This is a genomic window from Pseudomonas sp. ML96, from assembly GCF_000761545.1.
GTDB lineage: Bacteria > Pseudomonadota > Gammaproteobacteria > Pseudomonadales > Pseudomonadaceae > Aquipseudomonas.
The window spans coordinates 206,982-220,648 of the sequence record NZ_JPMY01000002.1 but is presented as its reverse complement, the minus strand read 5'-3'; the positions used below and the strand labels follow the sequence as shown (position 1 = coordinate 220,648).

Annotated in this window: 11 protein-coding genes; 6 read left to right on the top strand and 5 right to left on the bottom strand. The window is 63.8% G+C overall.

Annotation, left to right across the window (positions count from 1 at the left end; genetic code table 11):
* Positions 1-112: 112 nt before the first annotated feature.
* Entirely contained in the window at positions 113-577 is a 465-nt protein-coding gene (bfr, locus tag IP89_RS01245) for a bacterioferritin (protein WP_043307071.1), read from the top strand.
* A gap of 237 nt (positions 578-814) precedes the next feature.
* Entirely contained in the window at positions 815-3,049 is a 2,235-nt protein-coding gene (locus IP89_RS01240; protein WP_043307070.1) for a TonB-dependent siderophore receptor, read from the top strand.
* Positions 3,050-3,133: 84 nt separating this feature from the next.
* Here the strand turns inward: IP89_RS01240 and cueR are convergent, their stop codons facing one another.
* From cueR to IP89_RS01225, 3 genes are all read right to left on the bottom strand, one after another.
* Entirely contained in the window at positions 3,134-3,559 is a 426-nt protein-coding gene (gene cueR, locus IP89_RS01235; protein ID WP_043307069.1) for a Cu(I)-responsive transcriptional regulator, read from the bottom strand.
* Positions 3,556-5,931 (bottom strand): heavy metal translocating P-type ATPase, encoded by a 2,376-nt coding sequence (locus IP89_RS01230; protein WP_043307068.1) that lies wholly within the window; start codon positions 5,929-5,931, stop codon positions 3,556-3,558. Before IP89_RS01230 ends, cueR begins: the two co-directional genes overlap by 4 nt.
* An 89-nt stretch (positions 5,932-6,020) precedes the next feature.
* Positions 6,021-6,485, bottom strand: coding sequence for a hypothetical protein (locus tag IP89_RS01225; RefSeq protein WP_256203086.1), 465 nt, complete (start codon positions 6,483-6,485; stop codon positions 6,021-6,023).
* 396 nt (positions 6,486-6,881) lie between these two features.
* Between IP89_RS01225 and IP89_RS01220 the strand changes: the two genes are divergently transcribed.
* Entirely contained in the window at positions 6,882-7,079 is a 198-nt protein-coding gene (locus IP89_RS01220; RefSeq protein WP_043307067.1) for a heavy-metal-associated domain-containing protein, read from the top strand.
* A gap of 1 nt (position 7,080) precedes the next feature.
* On the opposite strand, the gene IP89_RS01215 is transcribed toward IP89_RS01220, so the two are convergent.
* Entirely contained in the window at positions 7,081-7,728 is a 648-nt protein-coding gene (locus IP89_RS01215) for a TetR family transcriptional regulator (RefSeq protein WP_043307066.1), read from the bottom strand.
* A 151-nt stretch (positions 7,729-7,879) separates the two neighbouring features.
* Between IP89_RS01215 and IP89_RS01210 the strand changes: the two genes are divergently transcribed.
* The 3 genes from IP89_RS01210 (at position 7,880) to IP89_RS01200 (ending at position 13,468) form a co-directional block, all read left to right on the top strand.
* Entirely contained in the window at positions 7,880-9,031 is a 1,152-nt protein-coding gene (locus IP89_RS01210; RefSeq protein WP_177326828.1) for an efflux RND transporter periplasmic adaptor subunit, read from the top strand.
* Between the two features lie 12 nt (positions 9,032-9,043).
* Positions 9,044-12,184 carry an efflux RND transporter permease subunit gene (locus IP89_RS01205; RefSeq protein WP_043307065.1) on the top strand — a complete coding sequence of 1,047 codons (3,141 nt, stop codon included), beginning with the start codon at positions 9,044-9,046 and terminating at the stop codon, positions 12,182-12,184.
* A 96-nt stretch (positions 12,185-12,280) separates the two neighbouring features.
* Positions 12,281-13,468, top strand: coding sequence for a multidrug effflux MFS transporter (locus IP89_RS01200; protein ID WP_043307064.1), 1,188 nt, complete (start codon positions 12,281-12,283; stop codon positions 13,466-13,468).
* A 6-nt stretch (positions 13,469-13,474) separates the two neighbouring features.
* On the opposite strand, the gene IP89_RS01195 is transcribed toward IP89_RS01200, so the two are convergent.
* Positions 13,475-13,666, bottom strand: a complete 192-nt coding sequence (locus tag IP89_RS01195) for a hypothetical protein (RefSeq protein WP_043307063.1) — start codon at positions 13,664-13,666, stop codon at positions 13,475-13,477.
* Position 13,667: the final 1 nt, after the last annotated feature.

Genomic DNA, 13,667 nt, shown 5'->3' with positions numbered 1-13,667 from the left:
CTTTGCGTTAATGCGAATCGCTCCGTTAGCTGTGGTGTTTTATGGCTTGACCAATGCGCAAAGAGGGTCGAAGCTCCCCACTTGAAAGCTGTTTTTATCAGGGAAACGAGTCATGAAAGGCGCGACCGAAGTCGTCGATTATCTGAAGGATTTGCTGCGTGGTGAGCTGGCCGCGCGCGACCAATATTTCCTGCATTCGCGGATGTACCAGGACTGGGGCTTCGAGAAGCTCTACGAACGGATCAACCACGAGATGGAGGAAGAGACTCAGCACGCCGACGCCCTGCTGCAGCGTATCCTGTTCCTCGAAGGCTCGCCGAACATGACGGCGAAGAAGATCCACCCCGGCGCCACCGTGCCGGAGATGCTGAAGAGCGATCTCAAGCTGGAGTACGAGGTGCGTGCGGCCCTGGCCAAGGGCATCGAGCTGTGCGAGAAGCACGGCGACTACAAGAGCCGCGACATTCTGGTACTGCAGCTCAACGACACCGAGGAAGACCATGCCTATTGGCTGGAGCAGCAACTCGGTCTGATCGAGCGCATCGGCCTGCAGAACTACCTGCAATCGCAAGCCTGAGTCGGTCGTTGCAAACAAAAAGGGAGCCTGGGGCTCCCTTTTTTCATGCCCGTCTTTTCCCTCCGGTGACTAAGCAGAGCTGCCCTGTGTGGGGGAGGTTCGGCAAATTTTTGGCGTCGTAAGGTTAACTGCAAAAATATTTCAAATAGACTTGATTCTCAAATAGCTTCCTTACAAAATTTACAGAGCATCTGCTAATGATTCTCACAAATACTATAATTCCTAGGAAGCATCACCATGTCCCATGCTGTGACCCCGCGTCGCCAAGACGCCTCTGCGTGCGCGCCATTGGCCCTCCGTCCGCTGGCGATGGCCGTGCACCTGTTCGCCGCCGGCATCGCTCTTGCGTCCCCTTTCGCCATGGCCGAGCAGGCTGACGCCGAGAATGCGGTCACTCTGGATGCCACCTCCATTAGCGACTCTGCCGAGGTCGAAGATGATGCGGTCACCGAGGGCTCTCAGTCCTACACCACCCGTTCAGCCAAGACCGCTACTCCGCTGAAGATGTCGCTGCGCGAAACCCCACAGTCGGTCACCGTAGTAACCCAGCAGCGCATACAGGATCAGGATCTGCAGACCATTGCCGATGTGGTCAATAACACCACTGGCGTTTCATTGAATCGTTACGAAACCGGCCGTGGTCAGATCAACGCCCGTGGTTTCGAACTCAACTCTCTGATGATCGACGGTGTACCGACCATCTACGAACAGCCTTGGAGCTCGGGTGAGATCTTCGGCAGCCTGGCCATGTATGACCGCGTCGAAGTGGTGCGTGGTGCCAACGGCCTGATGACCGGCGTGGGTGATCCCTCCGCGTCGCTGAACATGGTGCGCAAACGTGCCAGCAGCAAAGAGCTGAAAGGCTCGGTGGAAGTGAAGGCGGGCACCTGGGATACCTACGGCACTCTTGGCGATCTATCCCTGGCCTTGAACGAGGCGGGCACCGTGCGTGCACGTCTGGTTGGTGAACTCAATGATGCCGACAGCTGGATCGATCATCACAGCAACAAACGTGAAACCTTCTACGGCACCATGGATATAGACCTGACTGACGATACCACTCTGTGGTTCGGTGCCAGCCGTCAGGAGAACAATTCAGATTCGCCGGCCTGGGGTGGCCTGCCAGTGTGGTATTCGGACGGCAGCGAGACCGATTGGAGCCGCTCCAAGTCCATGTCTACCGACTGGAGCAAGTGGGATACCACTTACGAAAGTTATTTCGTCAACCTGGAACACACCTTTGCCAATGATTGGCATGCCAAGCTCGGCTACACCCGTGGCGAGCGCGATGGCGATTCCTACCTTATGTATCCGAACGGATTCCCGAATCCGTCTACAGGCCTGTTGGAACCTGGTAGCGTCTGGAGTTACGGTGCCGGTTCTTACAAAACCAATACCGTTCAAGATGACTATTACCTGCAGGTCGACGGTCCGGTCGAGCTTTTTGGTCGTAGTCACGACGTAGCGTTTGGCTATACGCATAGCGACCAGGACTTTGATGCCGACACCCGCGGTTATCTCCCGCTTGGTAACTTCGACTACAACGATTTCTATCACAGCATTCCTGAGCCGAATTGGCTGCCGCTGTCTGACTCCGATGCCAGCGAGACCACGCAAAAAGCACTCTATGCCGCGACTCGCATCAACCTGGCGGACGACCTGAAAGTCATCCTCGGCGTGCGCAGCACCGACTACGAGAAAGAGCAGGGTGGCTCGAAGATCGATGTCGATGACGAGATCACGCCATACGCTGGTGTTGTGTATGACCTGACGGAAAATCTGTCGGCCTACGCTAGCTACACGGATATTTTCCTGCCGCAGTCGCAGCACGACATCAACGACAATCAGCTGAATCCGATCGTTGGTGAGAGTTACGAGACGGGGCTCAAGGCAGAGTTCTTCGATGGTCGCCTGAACGCCTCGGCTGCAGTTTTCCGGATCAAGCAGGACAACCTGGCTGAGAACACTGGTAGCTACATCCCCGGCAAAAACCCGCCTACCTTCGCTTATGAGGAAGGTGATGGCGCAACCAGCGATGGTTTCGAGCTGGAGATCAATGGCGAACTCACTCCGGGCTGGAACCTGATGGCTGGTTACACTCAGTTCGATATCGAAGATGCCGATGGAGATGATGTGAATACACACTATCCGACCAAGCTGATTCGAACCTTCACCACCTACCGCGTGCCGGGTTTCCTGGGCGACAAACTGACCATCGGTGGCGGCGTGAACTGGCAGGAGTCCATCTATGCCTACGCCACCAACCCTGCGGGTGTGGCTGAGAAGGTCGAGCAGGATGCCTATGCTCTGGTCAACCTGATGGCGCGCTACGAGATCACCGAGAACCTCTCGGCTCAGTTGAACGCCAACAACGTGACCGACGAGAAGTACTTCGACTTCTTCGAGGCTTATGGTGCGATCACCTACGGCGCTCCACGTAGCCTCACCGCTTCCGCGAAGTACAGCTTCTAAAGCAACGCCGTGCGAGGTGGCAGGCCCAGCCTGTTGCTTCGCTCAACACAACGCCGGCCCGTGCCGGCGTTGTGCTTTCTGCCTTCAGGGTTTGGCTGTGCAGCCGCTGTGGCAATCGTGGTTGCCCGACTCCAGGTCTCGCAGGATCGGGCAATCCGGTCGGTGGTCGCCTTGGCAGTGCTGCACCAGCTCGCCGAGGGTATCGCGCAGGGTGGTCAGCTCGGCGATCTTGCGGTTCAGCTCTTCGACGTGGGCCAGGGCCAGGGCTTTGACGTCGGCGCTGGCGCGTTCGCGGTCCTGCCAGAGGGCCAGCAGCCTGCCCACTTCTTCCAGCGAGAAACCCAGATCGCGCGAGCGCTTGATGAAGGCCAGCACGTGCAGGTCATTGCCCGAATAGGTGCGATAGCCGCTGTCGCTGCGCCCGGCCAGTTGCAGCAGGCCGATGGACTCGTAGTAGCGGATCATCTTGGCGCTGAGTCCGCTCTGTTTGGCTGCTTGGCCGATGTTCATAGGTCCTCCGGTTTCCAGGTGTTGAGCAGCAGGGCGTTGCTCACCACGCTGACGCTGGACAGGGCCATGGCGGCGCCGGCGAGCATGGGGTTGAGCAGACCGAAGGCGGCCAGCGGGATGCCCACTGCGTTGTAGACGAAGGCCCAGAACAGGTTTTGCTGGATCTTGCTCCAGGTGCGCCGGCTGATGGCCAGGGCCGCCGGAACCAGGCGCGGGTCGCCGCGCATCAGGGTGATGCCGGCGGCGTGCATGGCCACGTCGGTGCCGCCGCCCATGGCGATACCTACGTCGGCGGCGGCCAGGGCAGGGGCGTCGTTGATGCCGTCGCCGACCATGGCCACGGTGGCGCCGCCGCTCTTCAGTTCGGCGACATGGGCTGCCTTGTCCTCCGGCAGCACCTGGGCGTGGATGTGGTTGATGCCAAGTGCCTTGCCGACCGCGCCGGCGCTGCCAGCGTTGTCGCCGCTGATCAGGTGGCTCTCGATGCTGCGTTCGCGCAGAGCGGCGATGACTGCGGCGGCGCCTTCCTTGAGGCTATCGCCGAAGGCCAGCAGGCCGAGCACGCGTGCTGGTTGGCTGCGTTCGATCAGCCAGGACAGGGTGCGACCTTCGACCTCCCAGGCATGCGCCTGTGTCTGCAGATCGCTGCTCAGGCCCAGTTCGTCGAACAGACGTTGGTTGCCCAGGGCTAGGTCGCGGCCTTCGACGATTCCCTGGATGCCGCGTCCGGCCAGGGCCTGGCTGGCACTCAGCGTGGGCAGGGCGATGTCGTGTTCGCTGGTTGCATCGAGCACGGCGCGGGCCAGCGGGTGCTCGCTGCCCTGCTGCAGGGCGCCGGCCAGGCGCAGCAGCTCGGTCTCGTCGATGTCCTGCGTGGCCAGGTGCACGATGCGTGGCTGGCCAGAGGTGAGCGTGCCGGTCTTGTCGAAGGCCACCACTGAGACCTTGTGCGCCAGCTCCAGGGCTTCAGCGTCCTTGATCAGGATGCCGTGCCGCGCGGCCACGCCGGTGCCAGCCATGATCGCTGCCGGGGTGGCCAGGCCGAGGGCGCAGGGGCAGGCGATCACCAGTACCGCCACCGCGTTGATCAATGCCTGCTCCACGCCGGCTCCGGCCAGCAGCCAACCACCGAGGGTGGCGAGGGCGATCAGCAGTACGACGGGGACGAACACCGCGCTGACCCGGTCCACCAGTTTCTGGATCGGCGCCTTGGCTGCCTGGGCGTCCTCGACCAGGCGGATGATGCGGGCCAGCACCGTCTCGCCGCCCAACGCGGTGGTACGCACGAGCAGACGGCCCTCGCCGTTGATGGCACCGCCAGTGACCTTGTCGCCTGGCGCTTTGGCCACTGGCAAGCTCTCGCCGCTGATCAGCGCCTCGTCGGCCTGGCTGTGGCCCTCCAGCACTTCGCCGTCGACCGGGAAGCGTTCGCCGGGGCGTACTACGATGCGATCGTCCAGGCGTAGTTCTGCGATCGCCACCTCTTCCTCGCGGCCGTCCAGCTGGCGGGTGGCACGCTCCGGGCGCAGCGCCTCGAGGGCGCGGATGGCGGCGCTGGTCTGGCGTTTGGCGCGGCTCTCCAGATACTTGCCGAGCAGCACCAGGGCGATGACTACGCTCGAAGCCTCGAAGTACAGGTGTGGCGTGTGGTGCCCGGCGGTGGCCCAGAGGTAGAGGCTCAGACCATAGGCGGCGCTGGTACCCAGGGTGACCAGCAGGTCCATGTTGCCCGTGCCGGCGCGCAGCGCCTTCCAGGCCGCTTTGTAGAAGCGCGCGCCGAGGATGAACTGCACCGGTGTGGCCAGCAGGAACTGCACCCAGGCCGGAGGCATCCAGTGCAGTCCGACCCATTCGCCGAACATCGGCAGCACCAGGGGCAGGGCCAGCAGCAGGGCAGCGATCACGGCCAGACGCTCGCGGCGCAGGGCGCTCTGTGGATCGGCCTTCGTGGCGTCCTGCAGCAGGTGGGCTCCATAACCGGCGCGTTCGACTGCGGCGATCAGCTCGGCCGCCGCGGTGCCTTCCAGCAGCTCTACATGGGCGCGCTCGCTGGCCAGGTTGACGCTTACGCTGCGCACGCCGGAAACCTTGCCCAGCGCACGCTCGATGCGCCCGGCGCAGCTGGCGCAGGTCATGCCGGTGATGGCGAGATCGAGACTGCTCAGCGGTACTGCGTAGCCGGCCTGTTGCACGGCATCGATCAGCGCGCCCAGTTGCTCGGTGTCGCTCTCGACGTGGGCGCGCTCGCTGGCCAGGTTGACGCTGACTGCATGGGTGCCCGGCACCTTGTTCAGGGCGCGCTCGATACGGCCGGCGCAGCTGGCGCAGGTCATGCCGCGAATAGGAAGGTCGAAGGTCTGGATGCTGCTCATGGGGGCTTCTCCATCGGATTCGCCCCTAGGATCAACCTTGACACTGGGTCAAGGTCAAGCGGTGGGTTGTCGCACTGCTTGAGCACGCATCAATAGTTGAGCGGTGCCGGAATCAGCTGCAGGCCGAGCGAGTCCATGGCAATGCGGAACTTGGCCACCTCGCCAGCGGTGATACGCAGCGTCTGGCTGCGTAGCTGTTCGTAGTGCGGCTGGCAGCCATTGCCGCCAATCTGGCCGAGGCGCACCAGCACTTCGCCCGGAGGCAGGTTGAGGGTAATGGACTGGCCCTGGTACAGGCGCGCGGTCAGGTTGCCCTGCAGGTACAGGCCGATCTCGCAGGGCGTCGAGACTTCCAGGCGCTCGCGCGACACCATCAGCACGCCATAGTCGATCGGCGTGGGCAGGGTCATGGGCGCTAGCGGCACTGACGCGGGTTGCGGCGCTGGTGCCGGCGCGGGCATCTCGGTGGCTGGGGTGGACGAAGGCTCGGGCACCGACTCGTCGGCCAGGGCCGGCAGGCAGAGCAGGGCGAGCAGGGCGACGGGCAGGCGCATGGTGATCACCTCGGAGCTTTTCCTGCAGCTTGGGTCAGGTCGGCCGCGACGACAAGTGATTAGGGTCTGTTGGCGTTTCGGTGCAAGCCGCGTTGCTGCGAAAAATCTCGCCAGGCTAGGCGTGGGACGCAGGCAATGGTCATTCCCTTGGCAAGTCCCATAACAACGCATGGCGAAATTTTTCGCGCAACCCGTAGGGACGGGCCAGTTTTTGGGCGGAACATCGTTGCTCGACGGCTCATTTGGATCACCAAACTACGCGTCTCGCGCCTAGCTCCGCGCAAAAACTGGATCCGTCGCGGCCGCGCCGAAACGTCAACAGACCCTAAGTCTTGACCTTGCCACGATGGCAAGCTCGACACTGAGCCCAACGCCATTCGAAGAAGGAGAGTTGCCATGCAAGTCCTGAAGGTTTCCGGCATGAGCTGTGGGCACTGCGTACGCGCCATCACCAATGCCGTGCAGGCCGGTGATCCGGCGGCCGAGGTGCAGGTCGATCTGGGCGCCGGTGAGGTGCGGGTGGCCAGTCGCCTGAGTCTGGAACAGCTGCTGACGGCGATCCGCGAGGAGGGCTACGCCGCCGAGGCGGCCTGATTCACTGAGCGGGTGGAACCCAGGCCGGCGGGTTCCACTCGCGCAGCAGGCCGCGCAACTGGGCGTCGATCAGCGCGGCGGTGTCGTGCTGCGGGTCGAACAGCTGCTGGTCGCGGGTCCAGTCGGTGAACAGGCCGATGATCTGCGCATGTACCGCACGCGCCGCCAGGCGCGGGGTGATCCCCGGTAGCAGCCGGCTCTGGCAGGCAGGGCGGGCGAACAGGTTTTCCACCAGGCCGATGAACTGGTTGATGAAGGCGTTGTGCCGTTCTTCCGCCTCGCGCAGCTCGTCGGTGAACTCGCAGCGGTGCAGCAGGATGGTGAAGATGCGCCGGCGCTGCTCGTCCACCGCGAGGCTGGCGATCGCCTCGATGGACAGGTCGCGCAGCGACAGGATCGGATCGACCTCGCCGCAGCCGCACAGGCGCTCGGTCATCTGCTCCGGCGGCAAGCGAACCTGGCTGAGCATTTCATGGAACAGATGGGCCTTGTTCTCGAAGTGCCAGTACACCGCCCCGCGCGTTACCCCGGCTGCGCGCGCGATCTGATCCAGGGTGCTGTGCGCCACCCCTTTCTCGAGAAACAACTGTTCGGCTGCAGCCAGGATATCGGCGCGGGTCTGCTCGGCTTGTTCTTTGGTTCTGCGCATGGCGGGCTAGAGGAATCGGGCTAGGCTCTGTTTGGGGACCTCAGTGTAACGATTTCTGAGCTGTAACTTCATGTTTACAGACAATCTTGTATGTAAATGCCGTAGCTCTCATTCCGGGCTTTGCCCAATTCAAGACGTCATGGAGACGACCATGCTTTCTCGCCCGCTCCCATTCGTACTGCATACGCTGGCTTTTGGCGTGCTGTTCAGTCCGTTGCTGCACGCCGCCGACCCGGCCCAGCAGCAGATGCCGCCACCCGAGGTGGTGGTGGAGCAGGTCACCGTCGGCTCGCTGCCGCTGCAGTTCGAGTATCCGGCGCGTACCGCCGGCTTCCGTGAGGTGCAGGTGCGCGCCCAGGTCAGCGGCATCCTGCAGGAGCGCACCTACCAGGAGGGCAGCCAGGTCAAGCAGGGCCAGGTGCTGTTCCGCATCGACCCGCGTCCTTATCAGGCCGCCTTGTCGCGGGCCAAGGGCACCCTGGCCCAGGAGCAGGCGCGCTACCGGCAGACCGAGCGTGACCTCAAGCGTATCCGCGAGCTGCAGAAGAAAGGCTTCGCCAGCGAGAGCGAACTGGACAACGCCGTTTCCAACTTCGAGCAGAGCAAGGCCAACATCGAGGCGGCCAAGGCCGAGGTGCAGTCCAAGCAGATCGACCTCGACTACACCACGGTAGAGGCGCCGATCTCCGGCATCACCAGCAAGGAGACGGTGTCTGAGGGCAGCCTGATGGTAGCCGGCGACCCCAATGCCAGCCTGCTGACCCAGATCACTCAGCTCGACCCGATTTACGTCAACTTCGCCGCCCCTGACCGTGAGGTGTCCAACGTGCGCAGCGGCCTGCAGAGCGGCAGCCTGGTGCGCGAGGGCGGCCAGCGCATGAGCGTGGAGATCAAGTTCGGCGACGGCACCAGCTACCCGCTGGAAGGCAAGGTGGACTTCACCGACAGCACCATCGACCGCAGCACCGGCACCGTCAGTGCGCGCGCCGTGGTACCCAACCCGAACCAGGCGCTGATGCCCGGGCAGTTCGTGCGCGTGGTGGTCAAGGGCATCAACAAGCCCAACGCGATCACCGTGCCGGAGCGCGCGTTGTCGCAGGGGCCGAACGGCACCTTCGTCTACGTGGTGGATGAGCAGGGCATGGCGCGCATCCGCCCGGTCGGCACCGGGCAGACTGCCGGCGGGCGCTGGGTGGTGGAGAGCGGCATCGCCGCCGGTGACAAGGTGATAGTCGAGGGCCTGCCCAAGGTTCACCCCAATGCGCCGGTCAAGGTGGTCGACGCCGCCCCTGCCAAGCAGTAAGGAGCAAGGCCCGTGATCTCCAAGTTCTTTATCGACCGACCGATCTTCGCTGCCGTCATCTCCATCGTCATCATCCTCGCCGGCCTTGCGGCCATGCGCTCGCTACCTGTCGCCCAGTACCCCGAGATCCTGCCGCCGCAGGTGGCGGTGACGGCGGCCTACCCGGGCGCCAGCTCGCAGGTCATCGCCGAGACCGTGGCCGCGCCGCTGGAGCAGGAGATCAACGGCGTCGAGGGCATGATCTACCAGCTATCCAACTCCGACAGTAATGGCGCGATGAGCCTGACCGTGTACTTCGAGGTCGGCACCGACCCCGATCAGGCCACCATCGACGTCAACAACCGGGTACAGGCCGCGCTGGCCAAGCTGCCCGAGGAAGTGCGCCGGCAGGGCGTGAAGGTGGAGAAGAAATCCTCCGACATCCTGCAGGTGGTGACCCTGTTCTCGCCGGATGGCTCGCGTGACCCGATCTTCATCAGCAACTACGCGCTGATCAACGTCATCGACGAACTCAAGCGTATCCACGGCGTGGGCGACGCCAGCCAGTTCGGCTCCAAGGACTACTCCATGCGCATCTGGCTGCGCCCGGACAAGCTGGCGCAGTACGACATGACGCCGAGCGACGTGGTCAGCGCCATCCAGGAGCAGAACTCGCAATTCGCCGCCGGTAACTTCGGCAAGGAGCCGCTGTCGTCGCCGCAGGACTTCACCTACACGGTGAGTACCAAGGGCCGCTTCACCACGCCTGAGGAGTTCGAGCAGGTGATCCTGCGTACCGACGCGACCGGTGCCAGCCTGCTGCTCAAGGACGTGGCACGGATCGAACTGGGCGCCCAGGACTACTCGCTGGTCACCAGCCTCAACGGCAAGAAGAACGCCGCCTTCGGTATCTACCTGCAACCCGGCGCCAACGCCCTGGATACTGCGGACGCGGTGCAAAAAACCATGGAGCGGCTGTCCAAGCGTTTCCCCGAGGGCATCGCCTACAAGATCCCCTACGACACCACCAAGTTCGTCAAGGTCTCCATCGAGGAGGTGATCCACACCTTCATCGAGGCTCTCGTACTGGTGATGCTGGTGGTCTACATCTTCCTGCAGAACTGGCGTGCCACGCTGATCCCGGTGTTGGCGATCCCGGTATCGCTGATCGGCACCTTCGCCGGCATGTACATGCTCGGCTTCTCGATCAACCTGCTGACCCTGTTCGGCATGGTGCTGGCCATCGGCATCGTGGTGGACGACGCCATCGTGGTGCTGGAGAACGTCGAACGGGTGATGCGCACCGAGAAGCTCAGCCCGCGCGAGGCGGCGATCAAGGCCATGGAGGAGGTGACCGGGCCGATCGTCGCCATCGTCCTGGTGCTGTGCGCGGTGTTCATCCCGGTGGGCTTCCTCGGCGGCCTGGCGGGGCAGATGTACAAGCAGTTCGCGATCACCATCGCGGTGTCGGTGGTGATCTCCGGCATCGTCGCTTTGACCCTGTCGCCGGCGCTCTGTGCCCTGATTCTCAAGCCCGAGCACAAGGAGCCGGCGGCTCCGTTCCGCTGGTTCAACAATGGCTTCGAGCGCTTCACCAGTGGCTATACCGCCGGCGTGCGTTTCTTCCTCAAGCGCTCGCTGATCGGCGTGGCGCTGTTCGGCGGGATGATCGCCATCATGGTCGTGCTGTTCGGCCGGGTGCCGGGCTCGCTGGTGCCGGACGAGGACCAGGGCTATGTGATCAACGCCTACTTCCTGCCACCGGCGGCCTCGCTGAGCCGTACCGATCAGGTCACCAGCGCAGTCACCGAGGAGCTGATGAAGCACCCGGCGGTGGAGGATGTGGTGACCTTCGCCGGCTTCGACGTGCTGACCTTCGGCACGCGCAGCAACGCCGGGGTGTCGTTCGTTCCGCTGAAGGACTGGAAGGAGCGCACCACCGAGGAGCTGGATGCGCGGAACCTGCCGCGGCAGTTCATGGGCATGGGCGCCAAGCAGAAGGATGCCCTGGTGATGACCTTCAACCCGCCGCCGATCAGCGGCATGAGTACCACCGGTGGCTTCGAGGCCTATATCCAGGATCGCAGCGGCGGCTCCATCGACGATCTCAGCGCGGTGGTGCAGAAGTTCGTCGCTGCCGCCTCCAAGCGCCCGGAGCTGGCGGGGGTCAACAGCACCTTCCACGCCGATGTGCCGCAGTACTTCATCGATCTGGATCGGACCAAGGCGCGTGCTCTGGGGGTGGCGATCAACGATGTGTTCACCGCCATGCAGGCGACCTTCGGCAGCTACTACGTCAACGACTTCAACCTGTACGGCCGCACCTGGCAGGTCAGCCTGCAGTCGGAAGCCAACTTCCGCCGTAGCCCGGAAGACCTGACCCAGGTCTACGTGCGCTCCAGCAGTGGCGACCTGATTCCGCTGACCTCGCTGGTGCGTGTGCAGCGCATCCTCGGGCCGGACTCCTACGCGCGCTTCAACGTCTACCCGGCGGCCAAGCTGCTCGGCGGCCCGGCGCCGGGCTACAGCTCCGGCCAGGCGCTGCAGGCCATGCAGGAAGTAGCTGACGAGGTGCTTGGCGAGCAGTACAACCTGGCCTGGATCGGCTCGGCCTTCCAAGAGCTGGCGACCCAGGGTTCGGGTAGCACCGCGTTCATCTTCGGCCTGATCCTGGTGTTCCTGATCCTGGCCGCGCAGTACGAGCGCTGGACCCTGCCGATGGCCGTGGTCACGGCGGTGCCCTTCGCCGTGTTCGGCGCGATCCTGGCGATCTGGATGCGTGGCCTGGCCAACGACGTGTACTTCCAGGTCGGCCTGGTGACCCTGATCGGCCTGGCAGCGAAGAACGCCATTCTGATCATCGAGTTCGCCGTGCTGTGTCGCGAGGAGCAGAAGATGGGTATCTTCGAGGCGGCGATGGAGGCGGCCAAGCTGCGCTTCCGACCGATCGTGATGACCTCGCTGGCCTTCATCCTCGGCTGCGTGCCGCTGGCCATCAGCAGCGGCGCCGGTTCGGCCAGCCGCCACTCGATCGGCACCGGGGTCATCGGTGGCATGCTCGCCGCCACCCTGCTGGCGACCTTCATGATTCCGATGTTCTACCTGCTGGTAGAATCGCTGGCCGACAAACTGGACAAACGCAAGGCCAAGCACGATACGGCCGAGCAGCACTGACCGCACTGCGCGGGAGTATGATCTCCCGCCAGCAGACACTCAGGGCGCCCATGGGCGCCCTTGTTTTTCCGGGGGTGACCCCGCAGTGGATAACTCATGAATTTTCGTATTCTGCTCATCCTCGGCACCCTGAGCGCCTTCGGCCCTATGGCCATCGACTTCTATCTGCCGAGCTTCCCGGCGCTGGCGCAGTACTTCGCCACCGACGTCGAGCACATCCAGATGTCGCTGGCCTCCTACTTCGCCGGCGTCGCCTTCGGTCAGCTGCTGTATGGCCCGCTGGCCGACCGTTACGGCCGGCGCGTGCCGCTGCTGATCGGCGTGGTGCTGTTCACCCTGGCCTCGCTGGCCTGTGCGCTGGCGCCGAGCCTCGAGTGGCTGATCGGTGCGCGCTTCGTCCAGGCCCTGGGTGGCAGCGCCGGCATGGTCATCTCGCGCGCGGTGGTGCGTGACCTGTGCGACCCGCTGACCTCGGCCAAGGTGTTCTCCAAGCTGATGCTGGTGATGGGCGTGGCGCCGATTCTTGCGCCGCTGGGCGGCGGCTTGCTGCTGCAGCTGTTCGGCTGGCAGTCGATCTTCTTCGGCCTGATGCTGTTCAGCGCGCTGTGCCTGCTCGCGGTGCTGCTGTGGCTGCCGGAAACCCGCCCGGTCGAGTTCGCGCCGCAGCCATTGAGTGGCGCGCTGAGCCGCTACCTGGTGCTGTTGCGTGACCGCATCCTGGTCGGCTTCGGGCTCACTGGCGGCGTGGCTATGGCCGGCATGTTCGCCTACATCTCCGGTTCGCCCTTCATCTTCATCGAACTGTACGGCGTGCCGGCCGAGCACTATGGCTGGCTGTTCGGTGCCAATGCCGCCGGCTTCATCCTCACCGCCCAGTTCAACGGCTGGCTGCTGCGCCACCACGGCCCGGGTTACTGGCTCAAGCGCACGGTGTGGGTGTATGGCGCCTCGACCCTGGCGCTGCTGGCGGTGGCCATGGCCCAGCCGGAGCAGCTGTGGCCGCTGCTGATTCCGCTGTTCATCAGCACCGCCAGCCTGTCCTGCGTGCTGCCTAATGCCACCGCCTGCGCCATGGCCGGGCAGGGCGCCCTGGCCGGCAGTGCCTCGGCGCTGATGGGCTCGCTGCAGTTCTGCGTGGCGGCGGCGACTTCCTCTTTGGTCGGCATGCTGCATGACGGCACCGCACGGCCGATGGCCGCGGTAATCGCCTTGTGCGGTGCGATCACCGTGGTGCTGGCCGTAGCCAGCACCCGGCATGCGCGCTCACGCAACCTGGAATTCTAACGAGGCTCAGCTGGCGCTACGCACCTGTGCGGCGCCGCGCCACGGCAGCGGGTGAGGCGCTTGCAGGCGTGCGCGCAGCACATTGACGAAGCTGCGGGCCTCCGCCTCGCTACGGAAACTGACCCCGTGCTGGTCCATGCACACCTGCCAGCGCGGCAGCCCAGTGGCAGTCTTCACCTGTTGGATGCTGATGTTCATC